Below are 24011 nucleotides of genomic sequence, written 5' to 3' on the forward strand. Positions count from 1 at the left end.
CATCAACACACGACATTGAAAGGTCCGACCATGTCTATCACCGTCTACTCCAAGCCCATGTGTGTCCAGTGCGATGCGACCTACCGCGCACTCGACAAGCAGGGACTGGACTACACGAAGGTCGACCTCACCGAAGACCCCTCGGCACTCGAGTTCATTAAGGGCTTGGGCTACCAGCAAGCTCCCGTCGTTATCGCCGGCGAAGACCACTGGAGCGGCTACCGCCCCGATCTCATCAAGGCCGCAGCACAGGCCTCGGCAATGGGAACGGCACGCATCGTTAACGCCTAAAAGCAACCCACCCGGTCCCCCACGCAAACCGGGGGACCGGGTCACTTTTTGCTCCCTGCCCAGGGACGGCCTCGTGAAAGGAAAAGACCACATGGTCAACGTCGTCTACTTCTCGTCGGCGACGGGCAATACCCGCCGTTTCGTGGAAAAACTCGGATTCCCAGCACAGCGAATCCCACTTCTCCCCCGTGACGGATTCCTTCACGTCGATCAGCCCTACGTCCTCATCGTCCCCACCTACGGCGGCGGCAACATCAAGGGAGCAGTCCCCAAACAAGTCATCAAGTTCCTCAACGATGAACACAACCGTGGCCTCTGCCGCGGAGTCATCTCTTCCGGGAACACCAACTTCGGCACGGCCTACTGCCTGGCCGGAGACATCATCTCCGCAAAATTACACATCCCCCACATGTACAAATTTGAGCTCCTCGGCACCGCCGAAGACGTCTCACGAGTTCGCGAAGGATTGAGCGAGTTTTGGCAGAAAACCTCACTGACACAGGAGTAGAACCAGCCCCCTCCCCCGAGCTGGATTACCACGCGCTCAACGCGCAACTAAACCTCTACGACGCCGACGGCAAGATCCAGTTCGAGGCCGATCGACAGGCAGCACGCCAGTACTTCCTTCAGCACGTCAACCAGAACACCGTCTTCTTCCACGACCTGGAAGAGAAGATGGAATACCTGGTCGAGCAGGGCTACTACGAGAAGCACGTCTTGGACCAATACGATTTCCAGGACATCAAGGACCTCCACAAGCAGGCCTACGCCCACAAGTTCCGCTTCCCGACCTTCCTGGGCGCCTTCAAGTACTACACCTCGTACACGCTCAAGACCTTCGACGGAACCCGCTACCTGGAGCGCTTCGAGGACCGCGTCGTCATGGTCGCGCTCTACTTGGCACAGGGCGATATCGAGATGGCGCGCCACCTGGTCGACGAAATGATGACCGGGCGCTTCCAGCCGGCAACCCCGACCTTCCTCAACGCCGGCAAGGCAGCGCGAGGCGAGCTGGTCTCCTGCTTCCTTCTGCGCATCGAAGACAACATGGAGTCCATCGCCCGCGGTATCAACTCCGCGCTGCAGCTTTCCAAGCGCGGTGGTGGCGTCGCCCTGCAGCTCACCAACCTTCGCGAGGCCGGCGCCCCGATCAAGAAGATTCAGAACCAATCCAGTGGCGTGGTTCCCGTCATGAAGCTTCTCGAGGACTCCTTCTCCTACGCGAACCAGCTGGGCGCACGTCAGGGTGCGGGTGCCGTTTACCTGCACGCACACCACCCGGACATCATGCAGTTCCTGGACACCAAGCGCGAGAACGCGGATGAAAAGATCCGTATTAAGACTCTCTCCTTGGGCGTGGTCATCCCCGACATCACCTTCGAGCTGGCCCGCAAGAACGAGGACATGTACCTCTTCAGTCCCTACGACGTCGAGCGCGTCTACGGCGTGCCCTTCTCGGAAATCTCGGTCACCGAGAAGTACCACGAGATGGTTGACGATGGCCGTATCCACAAGAAGAAGATCAACGCACGTCGCTTCTTCCAGACCATCGCTGAAATCCAGTTCGAGTCCGGCTACCCCTACATTGTCTTCGAAGACACGGTCAACGCTGCGAATCCCATCAAGGGCCGCATCACCATGTCGAACCTGTGCTCGGAGATCCTCCAGGTGTCCGAGGCCTCGACCTACAACGATGACCTCTCCTACTCACACATTGGTAAGGACATTTCCTGCAACCTGGGCTCGCTCAATATCGCGAAGACCATGGATTCCCCGGACTTCTCCAAGACCATCGAGACCGCAATCCGCGGCCTGACCGCAGTCTCCGATCTGTCGGATATCCAGTCGGTTCCTTCGATCGCCCGCGGCAACGCGATGAGTCACGCTATCGGCCTGGGCCAGATGAACCTCCACGGCTACCTCGCCCGCGAACACATCTACTACGGCAGCGAAGAAGCCCTGGACTTCACGAATATGTACTTCATGGCCGTTGCCTACGAGGCCATCAAGGCCTCGTGCACAATTGCCCGCGAGCGCGGAGTGAGCTTCGAAGGCTTCGAGGACTCCCAGTACGCCTCGGGCGAGTACTTCCGCAAGTACATCGACCAGGTGTGGGAGCCGCAAACTGAGCGTTGCCGCGAACTTCTTGCGGCCTCGACAATCCACCTGCCCACGCAGGAGGATTGGGCGGCCCTGGCGGCCGACGTCGCCCAGTACGGTATGTACAACCAGAACCTCCAGGCGGTCCCGCCGACCGGTTCGATCTCGTACATCAACGGCTCGACCTCGTCGATCCACCCGATCGTGTCACGCATTGAAATCCGCAAGGAAGGCAAGATCGGTCGCGTCTACTACCCGGCGCCCTACATGACGAACGAAAACCTGGAGTACTACCAGGATGCGTACGAGATCGGCCCCGAGAAGATCATCGACACCTATGCGGTGGCAACCCAGCACGTCGATCAGGGTCTGTCGCTCACGCTGTTCTACCCCGATACGGTGACCACGCGTGACCTCAACAAGTCGTACATCTACGCGTGGAAGAAGGGCATCAAGACCCTGTATTACATGCGACTGCGTCAGATGGCACTGGAAGGCACCGAAGTTTCGGGCTGCGTGTCCTGCATGCTGTGACGTCAAGCCCGTATAGCGGGCAGAGCGGGGGTCGGGAAACCGGCCCCCGCATTGTATTTGTTCTGGTAGGCGGGAGCGCGCCTCCGGGTGCGGAAAGAGGCGCGGGGGCGCGCGGGCGCGGCCTCGGAAAGACACACGAAGTTGGAAAAAGACACAGGGCATAACCTGTGACAAACACCGACTTCGTGTGGAGCAGACAGGCAGGCGGGAGCAGGCAGGCAGGCATGAACAAGCTTGGAGCAAGCTTGGAACGCGCCTGTACCTCAAGCCATTGCCTATGATGGAGACATGACGCAACCTGATCCGCAGAACTCCGGACCATTCACAGCCCCCGTCCCAATGAACGCTTCGGGGTACGCGGGATCCGCGCAGGTACCGCAAGCGCCAGCACCGTCCTCGGCAATGCCAGCGCCAACTCCCGCTGCCCCCCAACAGCCCCAAACTTCCCCCCAACCCCAGTTCGGCGCGCCTGAATTCACCTACACGCCGACCACCCCGACGCTCGAGGCACGCGAAGTCCCCAGCAACGGCCCGCTGGTTCTTGCTCTTCTTGGCCTATTCCTCATCGGCCTTTTCGGCTCAATTCCGGCGTGGGCATGGAGCGCTTCCGCGATCAAGAACGCCCGCTCGGCATCCCTTCCCGAAAATTCCTATCAGAAGGCTCTCATCGCCCGATCTTTGGGCATCGCAGGCACAATCATTCACTCCTGCCTGGTAATTTTCCTCATCATTTACGCGATCATCACGATCTCGCACGCGATCGGCTGAACTCATGAGCACCTCAACCAATCCAGAGCGCGCACAGCGTATTTCCGGCCAGAGTTCTACCGCTGAGTTCCGCAAACACACCGGTAGCGATGAGGAACTCATCCGTTCGCTTCACAAACTTGATGGACGTTCGTATCCCGCTTACAAGTCCGTCGTTGGAATGTGGGATTTCGGGAGTTTCTCGCTTTCAATCGACCGAATTCAGGCCGATCCCTACGCTCCGCCTTCAAAGGTGCGCGCCATTTCAACCCCGCAGGAAATGGGGCTTCCGCAGGCCGCAATCGCCTCACCCGATGCCCGGGCAGCCTGTGCGGATTACCTCCTGCGTGCTTTCAACCGTTCCCTACGCGAGCGGCGCCTTCATGACATTCAGGTGATGTCCCCCAGCGTCGAGATTCTTGATCGCAGTGCCTGCACCGTCAAACCCGACCGCGTTGAATTGCGTTTTGAAGTCCGTATGCCCGCACGAGGCCGCACAATCCTTGGCCACCGCGCAGCACAGATTTTCGACCTCGACGTGCCGGACGCAGTCCAAGATACTTTCGACTACCTGAGCGATATTCCTGAAGTTGAACGCGAACGTGAGGCCTTGTTGCGTCATATCGCGGTTTACGAGGATTATCGTGCCCTGCAGCAGATCCTCATCGATCGCGGCTGGGTATCTTTCATCGCCAACGGTTCCATTCTTGCTCGCCGCAGCGGAGTCTCGCAGTCCCCCATGGAGGGTGCACTTCCTTTTTCCTCCCCCACCACCCTCGAGGCCGAGGTCGAGCTCCCCCACGCCGGCATCCTTCGCGGGATGGCAATCGAGCCCGGAGTCACCGTGATTGTCGGCGGCGGATATCACGGAAAGTCCACGCTTTTGGGCGCAATTCAGCGCGGCGTATATGCGCACATTCCTGGGGATGGCCGCGAATACGTCGCAACCCTTGAGCACGCGATGAAGGTACGCGCTGCCGATGGTCGGGCGGTCACTGGCGTCGATGTCTCCTCCTTCATCACTCATCTTCCGGGAGATGCTGACACAACGCATTTCTCCACGGAAAATGCCTCGGGTTCGACATCGCAGGCTGCATCCTTAATCGAGTCAATCCAATTGGCTTCGACGCTTCTACTGATTGACGAAGACACCAGCGCAACGAACCTCATGATCCGTGATGCGCGCATGCGCGAGCTGGTCCAACCCGAGAAAGAGCCGATCACTCCCCTGGTTGATCGAATTTCCTCTCTTCACAAAGATCTGGGTGTCTCAACAATCCTCGTCATGGGTGGATCGGGAGATTATCTCGATCAGGCAGATCGGGTCTTGATGATGGACCACTACCGCTGCCTAGACGTGAGCGATCGAGCCCGTCACGTCGTCGAAGAGCTTCCTCGTGCACATCAGAACCTGACAATGAGCGCTCCTTTAGCACGGCGCGCTCCTGCGCGCTTGCATTCCTCCGATCGACCAAAGACGAAGGCAGCAGGTTTGTCCTCAATCACCATCGACAAAATCAACCTTGACTTGGGCGATGTTGAACAGATTGTGGATCCTGGGCAGACCGAGGCAATTGCATGGATGCTTCGCGGATTGCTTTACACCTACGCGAATGGGGCAAGTAGTCTCAGTGATCTTTTGGCACGCCTTGAGCGCGCACTGAACTCTGAAGGTTTGGACGCCGTCGTAAAGTTCGGGGCGCACGCCCTGCCAGGACGCCTTGCCCGCCCACGCCTCGTCGATGTCGCGGCGGCCCTCAACCGCTTCCGAGGACTGAGCTTGAACGAGAAAGAGCCCTCCAGCACCACCAAAGACTAAGGGATACACCGGGGGAAATCAGGGGAAGCCCAGGGCATCCCCCCATAGCGCTCGCTCTGCTCGGGCAGCCATGATGGAGGCATGAATACAGATCCATCTGCGACCCCGATCGTTCGCCTCGCTAACGTTTCCAAGGTTTACGGTATGGGCGATACCCAGGTCACCGCCCTCGATAACGTCACCGTTGACTTCTACTCTGGTGAATTCACCGCAATCATGGGCCCCTCCGGCTCGGGTAAGTCCACCATGATGCACATTCTTGCGGGACTCGATTCGCTCACCTCAGGTCGCGTACTTATCGAAAACACAGAGATTACCGCTTTGAAAGATGCTGATCTGACGAAACTTCGCCGCGATCGCATCGGTTTCATCTTCCAGAGCTTCAACTTGATTCCCACCCTGGATGCCAAGGCCAACATCCTTCTCCCCTTGGAACTTGCGGGGCAGAAAGTCGATGAAGACTGGTTCACCTTCATTGTTTCTTCGCTGGGTCTGGAACAACGCCTCAACCACAGGCCATCAGAACTTTCGGGTGGCCAGCAGCAGCGCGTGGCTGTCGCTCGTGCACTGATGAGCCGCCCCGCAGTCATCGTTGCTGATGAACCCACCGGTAACCTGGATTCTCACTCGACCTCAGAGGTTCTTGATCTATTGCGTCGAGCGGTTACTGAACTGGGGCAGTCCGTCATTATGGTCACTCACGATGTTCACGCCGCAACCTACGCCGATCGCGTCTTGGTTGTCCGTGACGGCCAAATCGTGTCCGATCTTCGCAATGCCAGCGAAGATCAACTGAATGCCGCGTTGAGGTGACATCCGTGAGCGCAACAACACGGCTGTTGAAAGCCAATCTTCATTCCCACGGTCGCCGCTACTTCTCAACTGGCTTGGCGGTTGCCATCTCCACCGCGTTCATCGTCATCACGCTCTTGTTCTCAAATACGATGACCTCGTCGCTTACCGGCAGCGTCCGCAATTTCTACCGCGGGACCACATCAGTGGTCACCTACAGTCCCGCCGACGACGAGGCGCTGAACATGACGGCCGCCCAGGTCGGCAATGAATTCGATGCCCTCACCCAAAAGATCGCAAAGATTCAGGGCGTGACGGCGGTTGGAATTACGGCGCAATACCCCATTGCAGTGAAGGCCGGAAACGATCAGACAACGCTCTTCCTCTCTCCCGCGCTCGCGGAACCCCTCAACGCGGTGAAGATGACTGAAGGCAAAGCTCCTGCCACGGCCTCGGAAATCGTCATCCCCCAGCGCACGGCACAGGAATCTTCTCTCAAAATTGGCGACAAACTGACAAGCCTGTCCCATGACGACGCGGTTTCCTCACACGAGTTCACCATCGTCGGAACCTACTCTTCGGGAAATCGAACTTTCGCGCCGTCCTACGTGACGACAGAAGGTTTCGAGGAAAGCACGGGAACGAAGCCGACCGGCGAAATTCACGTTGCGACCAATGCACCTGCAGTGAATAAGTACGGCAACCCCTCAACTGATGATCAGGAACAGTGGACACAAAAGCTCACAACTGAACTGAGTTCAGTCAAGGGCGTCAAGGTGACGAGTGTTTCCGCAACCGTGGACGAAAGCCTGCGAGCGATTCAAGTCTCATCGGCGATGATCACCGCGATTGCGCTGATCTTCCCGGCTATTGCAATCTTGGTTGCCTCGGTTGTTGTCTCTTCGACCTTCCGAGTACTGCTCCAACAGCGCAGGCGCGAACTGGCACTTCTGCGCGCACTAGGCGGAAGTACGAAGCAGGTGCGCTCTCTGGTCCGCCGCGAAACCTATGCGGTTGGCGGGATTTCCTCGCTCGTCGGCATCATTGTGGGACTCCTCCTGGGCGGTTTCGGACTGAGCGCAATCACAGAGGACACCACTTTTGTCGATGTCATCTCCTCGATTTCACCCCTCTATGTGGTGCTCGTGTGGCTCTTCGGTACGCTGCTGACCGTTTTCGTGGGGCGCCGACCTGCCCGCGCGGTCTCTCAAGTTCCTCCGATCGCTGCACTTTCCCCGGTTAACGAGGCCGACGCTTCTTCCCAGAAGAGCCACCGTGTCGCGTTGACGCTGGGACTGCTGATGACTGTGCTGTGCGGTGGAAGTCTGTTTGCCTCACTTCGCATTCACAATGGGTCGCAGAAATTCTTGGCCTCTTTCGGCCTGTCTTTGCTGTGCTTAGTGGGCATCCTCGTGACATGCACCGTCATTGTCCCCGCAGCAACAAAGCTCTTTGGGAAGGTGTGGCCGGGAATGCTTGCGCGAATGGCACGCGAAAATACGGTCCGCAACCCCGGTCGAACCGCCGCAACCGGTACATCGATTGTCATTGGAGTCACCCTGGTTGTCACCATGATGGTCGGCGCCTCGTCGATGCGTGACTCCCTGATTAACGAAGTGAATGAGCGTCGTCCTTTCGACATCTCGGTGTCGACCTTCAGTGACGAGGCTCTGAGTAGCGATATTCAGTCGCGGATCTCTTCGACCGATGGAGTGGCCGCTACGGTCCCTGTTTATTCCACTGTGGGCGGTGCTGACGCAGAAGATGGAACCATTGCTCCCGGCGGTAGCGGTTCTGAAGCGCCCGGATCGATGCGAATTTTAGGACAGCCCAACTACTCAACGGTCGCGCACTCAACTGTCGACCAGATCGACGATGCGACTGTGATGGTCAGTTTGGGGTCCCTGGATGGCAAGAACATCAAGCTGTGCGCAGCCGAAGGTTCATGCATGACCTTGAAAGCGAAGTACGACAAGGATTCCACAGCGCCCTATGAGATCAGTCAGGCGAACCTGCTGAAAATCGCGCCAAATGCTCCAATTACCGGAATGATTGTCAAGCTCAAGGATGGTGCCTCTGCGACAGCGGTCCAGAAGAACCTGGAGAAGATTGACACTGATCTGTCTGTTGGCGGTTCGGCAATCGAACGTGAGATGTACACGGGCATCATTAACCAGATGTTGCTCATTGTCCTCGGCCTGTTGGGTGTGTCTGTCCTGGTTGCGCTGGTGGGCGTTGCGAACACTCTGTCACTGTCGGTTGCCGAACGTACTCGTGAAAATGGTCTGCTTCGAGCCCTTGGCCTGACCAAGAGACAGATGAAATCTATGCTCGCTCTTGAAGCACTGTTCATCTCGGTGACGGGGGCACTGATTGGAACTGCATGCGGAATCTTCTTCGGAGCGATAGGCATCCTGGCGCTTCCCTTGGAAGGCATCACGGTCTTCATCACTATCCCGTGGATGCAGATCCTTGCGGTGATCATGATCGCTATCCTTGCTGCGCTCCTTGCCTCGTGGCTACCTGGTCGTCGAGCAGCAAAGGTCAGTCCTTCGGTCGCCCTCGCTACCGAATAAGACTGGAATATTCAGGCTTTCTGCCAGATCACAAGTAAGGGTGTGGGGCCGGGCGGTTTTCCGCTTGGCCCCACACCCTTACTCATGAAAGTACTCAGTTACTCATGAAAGTGCTCAGTCATCTTCACCGGTGATGAGCGCCGAAGCCTACCTTAGAGCCCCAAAAAGGCTTCCCAGCGGGGAAGATCCCGACGCGCCAGGGAAACTCCGGCGTCAAAGGCATCTTCAAGGCGTTCAACATTCATCTCCATCTTGTCGATGGTCAGAGCTTCGGGGGTCACAATCAACGCACGTCCCTGTTCCTCCAGCTCAAATAGCTTCCGGCGGGCGGCGTTGTAGGCGACGGTACGGCGAGCCACGGCCTCGGCAATCGAGGGAAGATGGGGGAAAGCCATCCTGAGGGCGGAATATACGCCGGGCTTGATCGGGGCCTTGACGAAGTCTCGCGGACGCGTCAGGACGACAAAAAACTTACGGTAGCCATCGCGCATGGGTGCATCCAGCGGGATTCCACCATCGGGCCCAAGTGCTCCATCAACGTAGGTGTCACCATCGATCGTGACCGTCGGCATGATGATCGGAAGCGTCGAGGAGGCACGCACGCAGCGACCAACTTCTTCCAGCGTACGCATATCCTCCTTGGTGAACCAGACTTCTTCACCTCGGGTCGCGTTGAAGGCTCCGATGCGAACCTCTGCTGGGTTCGAAAGGAAAGTATCGAGGTCCAAAGGCGCATCGCCGTCGGGCTGAGCGATCTCATCGTACAAATAGTCGACATTGAACATCCCGCGGCCGTGCGCCCAGTGCTTGAGACCTCCGAATTCAGGGCTGTCGGCGACTGTCGTGAAAGTATCGTGAGCACGCTGAGCATCACGAGACACATAGTTAACGGTGTTCGATGAACCCGCGGAAATCCCCGAAACATGGGGGAAATCGATACCCTCTTCGATCAGGGTTGCGGTGATTCCAGCGGTGAAGGCACCGCGCATACCGCCGCCTTCGAAAACTAAGGCAGTGTCATCAATGTGCTTGAGATTATTCGTGTTCACCCTTCGACTCTACGGCGCAAAGCGGGGGCAGGCGAAGGGGTGGGGACGAATTTATGGCGAAAATTACCTGTTCTTCGTTCCCGTGAATACGACGTAGTGATAGAAAACGAAGCGGAAAGCCGTTCCCAGCGCAAAGCCGACGACATAGGCGGAAATATTGTCGGCCAGAGGCGAATTCAACCCGAGGATGTGGTGCGTGAACAGCAGGCAGAACTGCGTAATTCCAATGCCACACACGTTCGCAAAGAAGAATAGAAATGCTTCACGTCCCGCGTTTTCCTGAGTTCGCCCGCGGTAGGTCCACACGCGGTTCATGATCCACGAGTAGATGGTCGCAATGCTGGCTGCAAGCGCGTTCGCGGTATTGACATGGCCTGAAAGGAATCCCAGCGGTCCGTGCTGAAAAAGGTTGAACAGTCCCATGTCGATGACGAAAGCGGTTGCTCCAACCAGCCCGAATTGGATGAATTCCTTAATCCACGCGCGCAGAGTTCCCCCGAGGCTCTGGGGGGCTTGTGTAGTGATGTGTTGATCTGTGGGCACGGTACTGATTTTAACGTTTAATTTGAGGGCGTTTGGCCAGCGTGTCCCGAACGGTCTCCAGATGCGGGTGCACTCCCTTACAGTATCCATATGACTGAAGAAGCAGCTCCTCTTGCCCCGCAGCGTTTTGGAACGCGCATTCGTTCCATCCATGGGGACCACTTTGATGATCCGTGGGACTGGTTGCGTCAGCGCGACAACCCGGATGTCATTGCCCATATCAATGCGGAAAATCAATGGGCGGAACAGGTCTGCAAGCCTGCTCAGGAGCTGGCTGAGAACCTCGTTTCAGAGTTCGATTCTTTCACTGCACCGGTTGTGTATTCGGCTCCCCAGCGCGTTGGGGACTGGTGGTATTTCCAGCGCCAGTATCACGATGACTCCTATGCGAAGCACTACCGCGTGTCGGCCTCGCACTACCCGGATACCCCGGTGCTGGCAGATAGCGAAACGCTGGAAGGTGAGCAACTCCTTCTCGACGAAAACCTATGCGCAGAAGGTGAAGAGTTCTTCAAGATCGGGGAATTGGTGCCGACCACGGATGGGCGTTTGATCGCGTGGTCTCGAGATACCGAAGGCGATGAGCGCTGGACGTGGATCATTCAAGACGCATCCAGCGGCGACATCATTGATCAGCATGTCAGCGACGCAGGCTATGGTTTTGCGTGGGCGGCTGATTCACAGTCCTTTATCTACACGCGAGTCGATGAAGCATGGCGCCAGTTCCAGCTCTGGCATCACCAAGTTGGCGCGGATGCCGATGGTGATTCCTTGCTTTTGGAAGAACCAGACGAGGCCTTTGACCTGTGGTTTTCCGCATCGAACGACCCTTGGCACGTCGTTGTTCATTCGACGTCAACGACCAGTGGCGGTGCATGGCTGTGGGATCCCTATGCACCCAGCATTCCGCCGAGGCCCATTGTTGCTAAACGCGATGATGTCCAGGTCAATGTTGAGCCAGCAGGCGATCACCTGCTTGTCATCCACACGGCGCTTTCACGCGAAGGAAGCTTGGCATGTATTCCTTTGCCTCAAGAGGGCACGGTGGATTCGCTTGTGGACCCCGATCACTGGGTGACGCTCTACACCGCCCGTGACGGTGAGCGCCTGAGCGATCTCGAGGCCTATCGCAATTTCTTCACCCTGTCCTACAGGCGTGACGCGCTCCCCCAAGCACGCTACTACCAGCGCACACGCCCACTCGAAATTGTCGATGGAAAGCCCATTCCAGCCTCGGATTGCAGTGATCTGTGGACACTCGGGGAAGAACTCAACAAAGAAGGCACGATCCGCAGCCTCTACCCCCTCAGTTCTGGGCGATTTGAAGACTGCCTCGTTCGAGTGGGATACCAGAGCATCCTGACCTCGCCCACCGTAGAAGAACTCGATCTGCGAACAGGAAAGTCGCGCATCCTCAAGGTCACTCAGGTTCCCAACTGGGATCCGTCTGACTTCACGGAAGAGCGAGTCTGGGTGACTGCCCGGGATGGACACACACAGATTCCCGTGACCTTGGTTCATCGGCGCGATGCCCAGCCCGACGGGAGTCACGCGGGGTGGATCCACGGTTACGGTTCCTACGAAGTTTCCTTCGATCCCGAGTTCGACATCCTGCGTCTTCCCGCACTCAAGCGAGGCGTCGTTCATGCGATCGCACATATTCGCGGTGGCGGCGAAATGGGACGCTCATGGTACGAAGACGGTAAGAAACTGGTGAAAACGCACACCTTCACCGATTTCTTGGATGTCGCAAACTACCTGGTCGATTCCGGGTGGGTTCACTCCGAACGCTTGATCGCCGAAGGTCGTAGCGCGGGCGGTCTTCTCATGGGCGCGGTCACGAACGCGCAGCCCGATCGTTTTGCTGCGGTGATCGCGGGAGTCCCTTTCGTTGACGCGCTAACAACCATCTTGGATCCCTCACTCCCCTTGACCGTGGGCGAATGGGAGGAATGGGGTAACCCCATTGAGGATCCTGAAGTTTACGCACTTATGCGCTCATATACTCCCTATGAAAATGTTCGCCAGGGCGTACGTTACCCCGCGATCATGGCGACCACCTCGATCAATGACACGCGCGTCTTCTACGTTGAACCCCATAAGTGGGTTCAACGTCTTCGACAGGCAACCGCGCAGGTTCCCGACCAGCCTCCTATCGTGATCCGCACAGAAATGGTCGCCGGGCATGCGGGAGCTTCTGGGCGCAAGGGACGTTGGCAGGCCAGGGCTCAAGAATTTGCCTTCGCACTCCATCAGGTCGGAATCACCAAGTAGAGGAACTTCCTATGACGATTACAGCCGCAGTAGATGGTTCTTCTCTGGGTAATCCAGGACCTGCCGGATGGGCATGGGTAGTCTCAGAGGATTGTTGGGATGCGGGCGGGTGGCCCAGCGGTACCAACAATTTGGGCGAATTGAATGCTGTCCTCGAGCTGCTCAAAGCCACTGCTCAGGCCGGTCTTGCAGACGAAGAGCTCCACATCCTCGCGGACTCTCAGTACGCGATCAATGTGATCTCCAAGTGGTCACCGGGGTGGAAGAAACGCGGGTGGGTCAAGGCCGATAAGAAACCCATTAAAAACCTGGAGCTCATTCAAGAAATTGACCGCGCCATGCAGGGACGCATTGTCACCTTCGAGTGGGTCAAGGGGCATGCCGGACATCCGCTCAACGAGCGTGCCGATGACGCAGCGCGTTCCTGCGCGGAAGCTTATCGCGATGGACGCCCTATTCCCACGGGCCCGGGGTTCGCTTCGACTGAAAGCACGAAATCCGGCGCTGCGGAAAGCACGAAGACGGAATTCGAACCCTCTACACCCACAGCTGATGCTGCCTCGGCAGGCAGGGAGATTCCGGATAGCACGACGGGGGCGGAAGCTCCGGAAGTACTGCTTGAGCGCCAATTCCTTGACGCGTGGCTCCAGGCAGATTCCCGCACGCTTCAAGCGCTCGAGGCACCCAGCTGCATACGAATCTGGCACAACGGTTCTCTTACCCAGGGTTTGGAAGGGCGCGCACCCGAGCACGCGGAGGCCTCGAATTTCCAGGTCAGTCGCATGCAGGGCGCAAGCAAGCATCACAACACCGCTGCAGGCTATCTGGACACATGGGTCATCACCTACGTTTTGACCTGGACGGGCGGAAAGCTGCGCGAAAGCAGCACCTGGGTTGCAGGGGAAAACGGGCCTCGAATTCTCATGCACCAGTCCTCACCAATCTCGGCTCGGTAACTCGTATCGCTGAGGAGCTTCGAGCTTCCGGATTAACGGATACATTCTGTTTCGATTCGCGAACACCGAATGCACGTCCTGTTCCGACGGCCCAAAATAGGGGAATGCCATCCTCAACCCGCGCGGAAATCCTCACCGGAATCCGCATGACCGCACCCATTGCGGCGGGTTACATTCCTCTGGGGATTGCATACGGCATTTTGGTCATGCAGCTTGGTATGCCCTGGTGGATGGCACCAGCACTTTCTTTCGCTGCCTATTCAGGATCGGCGGAGCTCCTTGTCATCACTTTGGCGGCCTCGTACACTCCAATCGCCGTCATCGCTGTGACGATGCTGCTCGTCAACTTCCGGCATCTTTTCTACGCGTTCTCCTTCCCTCTCCATCTGGTCGAGGGCAAGCTCGCACGCCTATTTTCCATGTATGCCCTGGTCGATGAGGCCTACGCGATCACCGCAGCGCGACCCGAAGGATGGACGAAACCTCGTCTCCTTGCCATGCAAGTCACCTATCTCGCGACGTGGGTGGCCTCGGGATTAATTGGTGTTCTTGCGGGCTCGTTCATCCCCACTCAGATCCAGGGATTGGATTTTGCCCTCACTGCACTGTTCATTACTTTGACCATCGATTCAATTCGCTCCCTCAAGGACATTCCCTCGGTTGTTTTGGCAGCCGGATCATTCCTCATCGCGATGGTCATCTGGCCACAACAACGGCTTTTGCTTGCACTGCTGCTATTCGTCGCTTCCCTTGTGGTTCGCCATGTGTTCTCAAGAAGACGCGAAGCCTCTTCCAGTCCCAGCGCCGATTCAGACCATCAGCTGCACGCGCCGCACACCGGTGCGGAGTCCTGATGTCTCACTCGCTCCCCTACCTCTTCGGAATCCTCCTGGTCGTCTTCGTCATCGACTTCACCTTGCGCGCGCTCCCCTTCAAGATCCTCGAGCCTCTGCGCGAGTCAAGCTTCGTTCGGAATATGGCCGTGTGGATGCCTCCGGGCATTTTGTTGATCCTCGTCTTGGCGACGCTCAGCGATAACGCAGGCTCTGCGGGCTCCCAGTGGTGGGCGGCAATTGTCGCAACTGTCATCACTGTTGTTGTCCACCTGGCAACGAAACGGCGCCTCCTGTGGAGCGTCGGCCTCGGGACCCTCAGCTACATCCTCATGCTGAACTTGCTCTAGAAGCCTTACCTGAGCTGCCCCGCCGCGCCGCGTTCGACACCCCAGCCACCGCCTCGCCTCGCCCCGCACGCCGCACACCCCGCCGCGCGCCCCACACGAAGTCGACAAAAGACACAGCTTATTCCCTGCGACATTTACCGCCTTCATGTGACATTCGGGGCAGGAAGCAAATCCGCGGGTCCCGTACGTCGCACACCCCGCACGCCGCACACCCCGCCGCGCACGCCCCCCTCCTCCACACGAAGTCAACAAAAGACACAGCTTATTCCCTGCGACATTTACCGACTTCGTGTGACATTCGGGGAGCGGCAGACGGAACGGCACCCGCAGCCGACTCCGCGGCGCCCCCCGCACACCGCGCGCTCCGCGGCGCTACCCTTGTCCCATGCGTACGACCTCTTACACTCACCACGCTCACACCGTCTACGAGCACCGCCTCAACGTCCCCCTCGATCACACGCGTCCCCTCGGCGCAGACAACCCGACCATCGAGATCTTCGCGCGCGAGGTCGTGCGTCCCGGCAAAGAAAACGCACCCTACGCCGTCTTCCTCCAAGGCGGTCCCGGCTACCCCAGCCCTCGCTTCGGCACCTTTGACAGCGGGTGGATGAATCGTCTCCTGCAGGATTACCGCGTGGTCCTTCTCGATCAACGAGGCACCGGCCAGTCCACCCGCATGGATGCGCAATCCCTTTCTTTCCTTCCGACCCCACAGGAAAAGGCCAACTACCTGCGCTATTTCCGCCAAGATCAGATCGTCTACGATGCCGAGGCCTTCCGTCACGAGCTCGCGGGAGACGAACCGTGGACGACTCTTGGCCAGTCCTACGGCGGCTTCATCACAACTTCGTACCTCTCGCTCGCGCCTCAGGGCCTGAAAGCCAGCCTCATCACGGGAGGCCTGCCAGGCCTCGTCCATGTCGATGAGATCTACCGCCTGACCTACCAGCGCACAGCAGCGCGCAACCGCGTCTATTTCCAGCGTCACCCCGAGGACGAGACAACAATCCGCCAGATCGCCGCGCACCTTCGCGACACCGAGGAATTCCTCCCGACCGGCGAGCGCCTCAGCAGTGCACGCTTCCGTCAGATCGGCATGATGCTGGGTGGACAAGGACGCACCGATCAGCTCCACTACCTACTCGAGGGCCCGTGGGTGACCGTCAACGGCCAGCGCCGCCTGTCTACCCAATTCTTGGAAGCAATCGGTGACGCAACGAATGTTGCGCCGATCTACGGCGTATTCCAGGAATTCATCTACGCCTGCGCAACTCCCGAATTGCGTGGAACCGCAACGAATTGGGCAGCAGATCGCCTGGCCGAAGAAGTTCCCGGTTTCGCAAAGGACGCTGATCCCCTGGATACTTCCGAGCCCTACTACCTCACCGGTGAGCACTTCATGCACCGTGTCTTCGATGAGGACCCGGGACTCGCTCCCTTGGCGGAGGTCGCCGATATCCTCGCGCAGGTGAAGGATGCAGCGCCGGTTTACCTTCCCGAGGTCTTGGCGCAGAACACGGTCCCCGTTGCAGCCGCGGTCTACTACGACGACATGTTTGTCCCGCGCGAGCTCTCCCTTCAGACGGGTGAACTCATGGGTGCGCACCACTACATCACGAACGAATACCAACACGATGGCTCTGCCTATTCGGGAGGGAAGGTTGTCGATCACTTGCTGGGGCTGCTCGCAGATTAGCGCCTAGGGTCCGTGAGACACTTTCGTGAATATTCTGACGAGGCGCAGACGCGCGCGCGTCAACACGGTAATCTTAAAAACTATCAGGCCCGCCGACCATCACGCCGAGGCCGTGGAAAACATTCGTGTCAGGAGGACGCGTGAGCGTAACGCCCGTTTTTGAAGCGATTAACTGGAACCGCATTGAGGACGAGAAGGACCTTGAGGTCTGGGATCGTCTGACCGGCAATTTCTGGCTTCCCGAAAAGGTGCCCTTGAGCAACGACTTGGCATCGTGGAAGACGCTGAACGCCGAAGAACAGCGTATGACGAACCGTGTCTTCACTGGTCTGACCCTGCTTGACACCCTTCAGGGAACCATTGGTGCGGTCTCGCTGATCCCGGACGCCCGCACTCCCCACGAAGAGGCCGTTTATACGAACATCGCCTTCATGGAGTCGGTGCACGCGAAGTCCTACTCTTCGATCTTCTCGACGCTGCTTTCGACTGAAGAGATTAACGAATCCTTCCGCTGGTCGAACGAGAACGAGGCCCTGCAACGCAAGGCAGAGATTGTGAAGTCCTACTACCAGGGCGACGACCCGGAAAAGCGCAAGGTCGCTTCGACCATGCTCGAGTCCTTCCTGTTCTACTCGGGCTTCTACGCGCCCATGTACTGGAGTGCCCACGCAAAGCTCACCAACACTGCAGACCTGATCCGTCTGATCATCCGCGACGAGGCCGTGCACGGCTACTACATTGGCTACAAGTACCAGCTGGCCGTGAACGAGTCCGACGAAGCACGTCGTCAAGAACTCAAGGACTACACCTTCTCCCTGCTCTTCGAGCTGTACGAAAACGAAGAAGAGTACACCGAGGACCTCTATGATCCGCTTGGCCTGACCGAGGACGTCAAGAAGTTCCTGCGCTACAACGCCAACAAGGCCCTGATGAACTTGGGCTACGAGGCCCTTTTCCCCGCCGATGCGACGAACGTGAACCCCGCGATCCTGGCAGCACTGAGCCCGAACGCGGATGAGAACCACGATTTCTTCTCTGGTTCTGGCTCTTCCTACGTCATGGGTGAAGTTGTCGACACCGAAGATGAGGACTGGGATTTCTGAGTTCTGCTCTACCAGCTCAGCTCACTGAGCTTTAAAAAGTGGGGGTGCTCGCCCAGCGGTGAGCACCCCCACTTTATTAATTGTTTCTCAGGCCCTCAGTCCTTCGCGGCGCTTCATCCACACAATGGCACCGGCTGCAACCATCAGTACCGAACCAACACCGAGGTTCGGATAGATACCCGTTGAACCCGACAGGGGCAGATGACCAACTTGCGTATCTACAACGCGGATACCCGGAAGAGCCGCATCTCCAGTACCGGCCTTTGCGGGCAGAACTCGCACGGAGGTAAATCCTTCGTCGGGGCCGAAATCGGTCGTAATTACAGTCGAATCAGCGGAATTGTAGGATTCCATCCCTTTGATCACACCGAAGTAGGAATTATCCGACACAACCGTTGTGCGATCGGTTTCTGAGTCATTGAGGACGGCCTGACCAATACGGCCTTGAGAACGCGAAAGTGTAATGCTCGCGGCACCCGGAGTTTCTAGGGGAGCATCTGCTACTGCACTTGATTGAAAACTCGCTACTCCTGGAAGAGTAACCAGCGTTGTCAGGATGCACGAAACCAGGGCATAGCGAGCACGATTCCTCCGTCGAGAACTACGCTGTGCATGCTGCGGATGGGGGGCACTACTGAACCGGCTCATGCGTCTCCATTTCAGTGATCTTCCAAGAGATTAACAGGGCTAATTGATATGGCAAACAGGTGGTGAAACATATTTCGAAAACACCTTGACATAGACCCACGCGGCGACTTCACCCCGCCCAATTGGAACCGAAACGGTAAAATACCCGTGTAGACCTGTCGATACTTTGTTCATCGACAGGTCTGAGGAAAGAGGAAGACCGCGAACAAGGAACAGATGACATGGGCATTTTTGACCGTTTTGAGAACGCCGTTGAGCGCGGCGTAAACGGTGCTTTTTCTCGTGTGTTCCGTTCGGGGATCAAAGCCGTTGACGTTACCTCTGCACTCAAACGCGCGATGGACGACCACGTTCAAGAACTGTCAACGGAGCGCGCAATCGCACCGAATCACTTCACCATTCGCATGGCGCCTGCGGACATGAACGCACTGGGCGACCTCGATATTCTTTCTGACGAATTCGTTCAGCAAGCCACCGACTACGCACAGTCTCAGGGCTACTCACTTCTCGGACCGATCTCTATCGACTTCACAAAAGATAGCGACGAATTCACCGGCCAGCTCCAGGTTCAGGCACGCAACGAACGCGGTGCAGCGGCCCCGGCCACGGCCTCGTCACCTTCACCCGAGCACCCCATCATTGACGTCGACGGAGAGAAGTGGCTCCTCACCGAACCCGTCACCGTCATTGGCCGCGGGACCGAGGCCGATATTACCGTCGCCGATTCGGGAGTTTCTCGCCGCCACCTGGAACTTCGTATCACCCCAACCGGCGTTATTGCTACCGATCTGGGCTCGACAAATGGTACCTTCGTCGAAGGACACCGCATCGACGCGGCGACCCTTCTTGACGGAAACCAGATCACCATCGGCCGCACCCGTATCTTGTTCTGGACGCACCCGCAAAGTGAGGATGCCCAGTGACTTCTGATCTCACCTTCACCCTCTTCCGACTGGGATACCTTGTATTCCTGTGGCTCCTGGTCTTAGGAGCAGTCTCAACCCTGCGCCGAGATATTTTCGGCACTGTTGTGACCCCGCGCGGAAAGGGGCGAAAGGATGCAGATCGCAAACGACGTGAGTCTCGTCGCGAAAAAACCGGCACAGCTCCACGCAACCTGCTTCTCACCGGCGGCCCCCTCGTTGGAACAATCATCCCCTTGGGCGCCTCCCCCATCATCATTGGGCGTTCCCCTTCGTCAACTCTCGTTTTGGAAGACGAATACGCCTCTTCCCAGCATGCCCGGCTCACTCCTGCAGATGGTCAGTGGTGGATCGAAGACCTGGGCTCACGAAACGGAACTTTCGTGGATGACGAAAGACTGACTTCGCCTCGGGAATTAAATGTTGGGGACATCGTCAGAATCGGCCAAACCACCCTTGAATTGGTGAACTAACATGCCCCAATCCAAGCCCATCGAGTTCCACTACGCCGCTCGCAGCGACGTCGGCTTGGTGCGTCAAAATAACCAAGATTCTGGCTACGCGGGCGCAAATTTACTGGTTTTAGCCGATGGAATGGGCGGTCCCGCGGGTGGCGATATTGCCTCGTCGGTCGCGATGGCTCACCTTGTTCCTCTGGACACCGACTCTCACCCCGCAGAATCTCTTCTTCCCCTCCTTCGTGATGCCCTGATGGACGCTCACGAAGAACTCTCCGAGCGCTCACAACACGATCCTGAACTCGCAGGTTTGGGAACGACCTGCATCGCAATCTTGCGTTCGGGTCGGAAACTCGCGATGGTCCACATCGGCGACTCGCGCGCATACCTTCTGCGCGGGGACACGCTGACCCAGGTCACCACCGACCACTCTTTCGTTCAGTACTTGGTTGATAGCGGTCAAATCACTCCCGAAGAGGCCGAACACCATCCTCAGCGCAACGTCGTCATGCGCATTCTGGGTGATTCCCAAGCCGATGTCACCCCCGATGAAACCATGCGCGAGGCGATCGTCGGCGATCGCTGGCTCCTGTGCTCTGACGGGCTTTCCGGTGTTGTTTCTGCCGATACGATCGCCGAAGTTCTCACCGAGGTCCGTGACCCCGGCGAATGCGCCGAAGAGCTCATCCGCCTTGCGCTTCTTGCCGGCGGCCCAGATAACATCACCTGCATTGTCGCAGATATCGTTCCGGCAGGTACCAACCCTCCCGCCGCGCCCCAGGTTGTCGGTGCAGCCGCAAAGGACCGCTTAGCTCCAACCCGAGGCGGAGGTGGTGCAGCCGCACGCGCAGCCGCTCTTTCCGCGCCTACAAAATCGCTTCCTCAAGATGACGAGGCCGAGTCTGAGATCCCCCGTCGCGCGCGCTTTGGATGGGTACTTCCCCTCATCTCATTGATCGCAGCCATTGCTGTTGTCGTCGGTGGATGGTTCGGCTGGAAGTGGACCCAAACGCAGTACTACGTGCTGGGCAAAGACGGTGCTGTGGTCATCTACCAAGGTATTCCGCAGTCGATTGGGTCGTGGAATCTCTCGCACGCGGTGGAAATTACTGACGTGAAGCTCGATCAGCTTGCCGTGGTCGACCAGCAGCGTCTACAAGAGCCCGTCACTCGAACTTCTCGCAGTGATATCGACGCCTACGTGTCAGTCCTGCGATCGAATGCCCGCGAGCGCGCTTTGGAGAAGGAGCGCGAAGCGAAGCAACAACAGGAACAGCAGGAACGCGAGCAAAATCAGAACAACCAGCAGGGACAAGAAGGCCAAGGTTCCACAGGCGATAATTCCGCCAATTCCTCGGCCAATCAGGAAGGGGGTAACTAATGGCAACCGTGTCCATTAACCCCGTTCGTCCTCGACGTTTTCTTGAGCTTGTTCTTATGCTCCTAGCGCTAGCCGTCGGCATTGGTGGCTATGTCATCACCAGTATCAACCGGACGGGCGAGCCCCCGGAAAACCTCGGACTTCACATCGGAATTTTGCTCACCATCGCAATCCTTGCCGAAATCGGAGTCCACTTCTTGGCTCCCTACGCTGATCCCGTTATTTTGCCGGTCGCTGTTGCGCTCACCGGCATGGGTTTGGCGATGATTTACCGTATTGACCTCTCATTGAACGCGCTGGGCATGAATACGGTCGGCATGCGCCAAATGATGTTCGTCGGTATTGCAATTGCGTTGGCCGCAGTCATTTTGGTTGTTATTCGTGACCACCGGATCCTGCGTCGCTACACCTACACTTTTGGCCTGCTTTCGCTTGTCCTGCTCCTTCTTCCGATGATTCCCGGACTGGGAAAGGAAACCTACGGTGCTCGCGTGTGGATCAGCCTCGGACCCCTGTCAGTGCAGCCCGGTGAGCTCGTCAAGATCACGCTGGCAATCTTCTTCGCGGGTTACCTGGTGAACAATCGCGATAATCTCGCGATTGGCGGCCCCAAGGTTCTGGGCATGCGGATGCCCCGCGCTCGCGACCTTGGACCAATCTTGATCGTATGGCTTGTGGGAGTAGCCATCCTGGTTCTTCAACGGGATCTGGGGACCTCGCTGCTCTTCTTCGGCCTTTTTGTTGCGACCCTGTATGTCGCCACAAATCGCGTCTCCTGGCTGGTCATTGGCTTCCTCATGTTCGTCCCTGCAGTTCTTGTTGCCATTAGCGCCTTCAGCCACGTTCGTGCTCGCTTCTCGGTCTGGCTCAACGCCCTTGATCCCGAGGTCTACAACGCTCAAGCCGGCGGCTCTTACCAGCTCGTCCAAGGCCTCTTCGGCCAGGCCTCGGGCGGGCTTTTGGGAACGGGCTGGGGTCGCGGCTATCCCCAGCTTGTCCCCCTGGCCAACTCGGACTTCATCCTCTCTTCTTTCGCCGAAGAGCTTGGAATTACGGGCCTTGCGGCGATTTTGGTCCTGTACTTGATTCTTATTGAACGAGGCATGCGCGCGGCAATCGGCGTGCGTGACGGCTTCGGGAAGCTTCTTGCCACGGGTCTGAGCTTCTCCTTCGCAATCCAGATTTTCGTGGTTTTGGGCGGCATCACCCGACTGATTCCACTCACCGGCCTGACCGCTCCTTTCTTGGCTGCCGGCGGCTCTTCTATGGTCTCCTCATGGCTGGCTGTTGCTCTTCTCATCCGCGTATCGGATGCTTCGCGTCGTCCTTCGGCGCCCTCAACCTGGACCTCGGGCAATCTCCCCGTTGTTGATGCCAAGAAACGTCACACCCCCGAACACGTGGGAGGTCGACTATGAACACCCAGATTCGCCGTCTTTTCGTCGTCGTTTTGATGATGTTTGCGGCCCTTGGTCTGATTGTGACGAATAATCAGGTCATTCAGGCGCCATCTCTCAATGCCGATGGACGCAATCAGCGAACCATCCTTCATGCCGCCGAAGTCGACCGCGGTCCCATCATCGTTGCTGGAGAAGCCGTCGCTTCTTCAAAGAAGATCGAGGATTCTTCGCGCTACCAACGTTACTATGCCCAGGGTCCCCTCTATGCTCAGACAACGGGCTACTTCTCAGCGGCTTTCTCTCAATCTACTGGGATGGAAGCAGCGGCTGAAGACATTTTGGATGGGCAGTCTCAAGTTCTTCTTGCCCAGCGCCTCCGTAACCTTTTCACCGGGCAAAACCGCCAAGGTGGTGGCGTCGTTTTGACGCTCAACCCGGATATGCAAAAGATCGCGGCTGAGGAACTGGGGAATCGCAAGGGCGCAGTTGTTGCTCTCGATGCCAAAACCGGTGCGGTCTTGGCCATGTATTCTTCACCTTCCTACGACCCCAATTCGCTGGCGGTCTTCGATTCGCAGGAAGCCAATACCGCTTACACGAATCTCATTAATGATCCCTCTAAGCCCCTGTACAACCGAGCGATCGCAGGCGACTTGTACGCACCCGGATCGACCTTCAAGATCCTGACAACCATTGCGCTTCTTGAAAAGGGTGTGGTCACTCCGGAAACAGAGATGGACTCCCCCGTCTCAACCACGCTTCCCGGGACGACCACCTCGGTATCAAACATTGAATCAACCGAATGCGGCAACGGACACCCAACCCTTTCTGAAGCCTTTGCGCGTTCGTGCAACACAACCTTTGTCTTGGCCAGTGAGAAACTGACGCACACGGATTTGGCAGATGTGACGAACCGTTTTGAGTTTGGAACCTCCCAAAAGATTCCGCTCAGTGTCACCCCTTCTCAATTCCCGGACTCAACGGATTCTGCGCAGCTGGCGATGAGCGCAATCGGCCAGTACTCGGTCAAGGTCACTCCTATGAACATGGCGATGATCGCACAGACCATTGCCAATAAGGGAACAATGATGCGCCCCTACCTGATTTCTCAGATCGTTGATTCTGATCTTCAGGTTCAATCGGAAACCTCACCAGTCCGCGTGGGCCAGAAGATTACCCCCGAGATCTCTTCCCAAATGACGCAGATGATGACCGGCGTTGTCTCCCAGCCCTATGGAACCGGAACCTCCATGGCAATTCCAGGAGTCTCCGTTGCAGCCAAGACCGGAACCGCTGAAGTAGGCGATGGCTCCGGTCGCGCAAATGCCTGGGCAGTTGGCTTCGCCCCCGCTGATAATCCGCAGATCGCCTTCGCGGTAATTGTTGAGGGCGATGAATCCCATCCCGTCCCGCACGGTGGAACCGATGCGGGCCCCATCGCACGTGCGCTTCTCCAGGAGGGTCTGAAGTGAGCGATCCCAAACCAACGCGGGCACCAAACCAGCTGGCCGGGCGAGTCCTGGGCGGCAGGTATCTGC

At 57.6% G+C, this 24011-nt stretch carries 21 protein-coding genes; 18 read left to right on the forward strand and 3 right to left on the reverse strand.

Annotated features, from left to right (window positions below):
* Positions 1 to 30 precede the first annotated feature (30 nt).
* The 7 genes from nrdH (at position 31) to RW023_RS04525 (ending at position 8859) form a co-directional block, all read left to right on the forward strand.
* Positions 31 to 291, forward strand: a complete 261-nt coding sequence (gene nrdH / locus RW023_RS04495) for a glutaredoxin-like protein NrdH (protein ID WP_315580068.1) — start codon at positions 31 to 33, stop codon at positions 289 to 291.
* A 91-nt stretch (positions 292 to 382) separates the two neighbouring features.
* Positions 383 to 799 (forward strand): class Ib ribonucleoside-diphosphate reductase assembly flavoprotein NrdI, encoded by a 417-nt coding sequence (gene nrdI, locus RW023_RS04500; RefSeq protein ID WP_315580069.1) that lies wholly within the window; start codon positions 383 to 385, stop codon positions 797 to 799.
* The gene (gene nrdE, locus RW023_RS04505) at positions 769 to 2925 is read left to right on the forward strand and encodes a class 1b ribonucleoside-diphosphate reductase subunit alpha (RefSeq protein ID WP_315580070.1); all 2157 of its coding nucleotides are present in this window, start codon (positions 769 to 771) and stop codon (positions 2923 to 2925) included. The genes nrdI and nrdE overlap by 31 nt, the downstream gene beginning before the upstream one ends.
* A 288-nt stretch (positions 2926 to 3213) precedes the next feature.
* Positions 3214 to 3693, forward strand: a complete 480-nt coding sequence (locus RW023_RS04510; protein ID WP_315580071.1) for a hypothetical protein — start codon at positions 3214 to 3216, stop codon at positions 3691 to 3693.
* A 4-nt stretch (positions 3694 to 3697) separates the two neighbouring features.
* A complete protein-coding gene (locus RW023_RS04515) occupies positions 3698 to 5491 on the forward strand; it encodes an ABC-ATPase domain-containing protein (RefSeq protein WP_315580072.1) in 1794 nt (597 codons plus the stop codon).
* An 81-nt stretch (positions 5492 to 5572) separates the two neighbouring features.
* Positions 5573 to 6304 carry an ABC transporter ATP-binding protein gene (locus RW023_RS04520; protein ID WP_315580073.1) on the forward strand — a complete coding sequence of 244 codons (732 nt, stop codon included), beginning with the start codon at positions 5573 to 5575 and terminating at the stop codon, positions 6302 to 6304.
* Positions 6305 to 6309: 5 nt separating this feature from the next.
* Positions 6310 to 8859 (forward strand): FtsX-like permease family protein, encoded by a 2550-nt coding sequence (locus RW023_RS04525; RefSeq protein WP_315580074.1) that lies wholly within the window; start codon positions 6310 to 6312, stop codon positions 8857 to 8859.
* 152 nt (positions 8860 to 9011) lie between these two features.
* Here the strand turns inward: RW023_RS04525 and RW023_RS04530 are convergent, their stop codons facing one another.
* A complete protein-coding gene (locus tag RW023_RS04530; RefSeq protein ID WP_315580075.1) occupies positions 9012 to 9908 on the reverse strand; it encodes a patatin family protein in 897 nt (298 codons plus the stop codon).
* Between the two features lie 63 nt (positions 9909 to 9971).
* Positions 9972 to 10451, reverse strand: a complete 480-nt coding sequence (locus tag RW023_RS04535; protein WP_315580076.1) for a GtrA family protein — start codon at positions 10449 to 10451, stop codon at positions 9972 to 9974.
* A 90-nt stretch (positions 10452 to 10541) separates the two neighbouring features.
* Here RW023_RS04535 and RW023_RS04540 point away from each other — a divergent pair, with 90 nt between their 5' ends.
* The 6 genes from RW023_RS04540 to nrdF all read left to right on the forward strand — a co-directional run bounded on the left by RW023_RS04540 (position 10542) and on the right by nrdF (position 17663).
* The gene (locus RW023_RS04540) at positions 10542 to 12725 is read left to right on the forward strand and encodes a prolyl oligopeptidase family serine peptidase (RefSeq protein ID WP_315580077.1); all 2184 of its coding nucleotides are present in this window, start codon (positions 10542 to 10544) and stop codon (positions 12723 to 12725) included.
* An 11-nt stretch (positions 12726 to 12736) separates the two neighbouring features.
* A complete protein-coding gene (locus tag RW023_RS04545; RefSeq protein ID WP_315580078.1) occupies positions 12737 to 13681 on the forward strand; it encodes a ribonuclease H in 945 nt (314 codons plus the stop codon).
* A gap of 104 nt (positions 13682 to 13785) precedes the next feature.
* Positions 13786 to 14535 (forward strand): AzlC family ABC transporter permease, encoded by a 750-nt coding sequence (locus tag RW023_RS04550; protein ID WP_315580079.1) that lies wholly within the window; start codon positions 13786 to 13788, stop codon positions 14533 to 14535.
* Complete coding sequence (locus RW023_RS04555; protein ID WP_034500865.1) at positions 14535 to 14864, forward strand: branched-chain amino acid transporter permease; 330 nt, start codon at positions 14535 to 14537, stop codon at positions 14862 to 14864. The genes RW023_RS04550 and RW023_RS04555 overlap by 1 nt, the downstream gene beginning before the upstream one ends.
* Positions 14865 to 15249: 385 nt before the next feature.
* Positions 15250 to 16560: an alpha/beta fold hydrolase gene (locus RW023_RS04560; RefSeq protein WP_315580080.1), complete on the forward strand. Its 1311-nt coding sequence runs from the start codon at positions 15250 to 15252 to the stop codon at positions 16558 to 16560.
* 140 nt (positions 16561 to 16700) lie between these two features.
* Positions 16701 to 17663, forward strand: a complete 963-nt coding sequence (gene nrdF, locus RW023_RS04565) for a class 1b ribonucleoside-diphosphate reductase subunit beta (RefSeq protein WP_315580081.1) — start codon at positions 16701 to 16703, stop codon at positions 17661 to 17663.
* An 87-nt stretch (positions 17664 to 17750) separates the two neighbouring features.
* Here nrdF and RW023_RS04570 read toward each other — a convergent pair whose 3' ends face one another.
* On the reverse strand, positions 17751 to 18311 hold the full coding sequence (locus RW023_RS04570; protein WP_315580082.1) for a hypothetical protein: 561 nt from the start codon (positions 18309 to 18311) through the stop codon (positions 17751 to 17753).
* A 221-nt stretch (positions 18312 to 18532) separates the two neighbouring features.
* On the opposite strand from RW023_RS04570, the gene RW023_RS04575 reads away from it, so the two are divergent.
* Genes RW023_RS04575 through RW023_RS04595 form a run of 5 tightly spaced genes read left to right on the forward strand, consistent with a single transcriptional unit; the run spans position 18533 to position 23945 of the window.
* On the forward strand, positions 18533 to 19234 hold the full coding sequence (locus RW023_RS04575; protein ID WP_315580083.1) for a DUF3662 and FHA domain-containing protein: 702 nt from the start codon (positions 18533 to 18535) through the stop codon (positions 19232 to 19234).
* Positions 19231 to 19707, forward strand: coding sequence for an FHA domain-containing protein (locus tag RW023_RS04580; RefSeq protein WP_315580084.1), 477 nt, complete (start codon positions 19231 to 19233; stop codon positions 19705 to 19707). The genes RW023_RS04575 and RW023_RS04580 overlap by 4 nt, the downstream gene beginning before the upstream one ends.
* A gap of 1 nt (position 19708) precedes the next feature.
* Positions 19709 to 21073: a PP2C family serine/threonine-protein phosphatase gene (locus RW023_RS04585; RefSeq protein WP_315580085.1), complete on the forward strand. Its 1365-nt coding sequence runs from the start codon at positions 19709 to 19711 to the stop codon at positions 21071 to 21073.
* Positions 21073 to 22491, forward strand: a complete 1419-nt coding sequence (locus RW023_RS04590) for an FtsW/RodA/SpoVE family cell cycle protein (RefSeq protein WP_315580086.1) — start codon at positions 21073 to 21075, stop codon at positions 22489 to 22491. Before RW023_RS04585 ends, RW023_RS04590 begins: the two co-directional genes overlap by 1 nt.
* Positions 22488 to 23945, forward strand: coding sequence for a penicillin-binding transpeptidase domain-containing protein (locus RW023_RS04595; RefSeq protein WP_315580087.1), 1458 nt, complete (start codon positions 22488 to 22490; stop codon positions 23943 to 23945). The genes RW023_RS04590 and RW023_RS04595 overlap by 4 nt, the downstream gene beginning before the upstream one ends.
* Positions 23946 to 24011: the final 66 nt, after the last annotated feature.

Source organism: uncultured Actinomyces sp. (assembly GCF_963542285.1).
In the GTDB taxonomy this organism is placed as follows: Bacteria; Actinomycetota; Actinomycetes; order Actinomycetales; family Actinomycetaceae; genus Pauljensenia.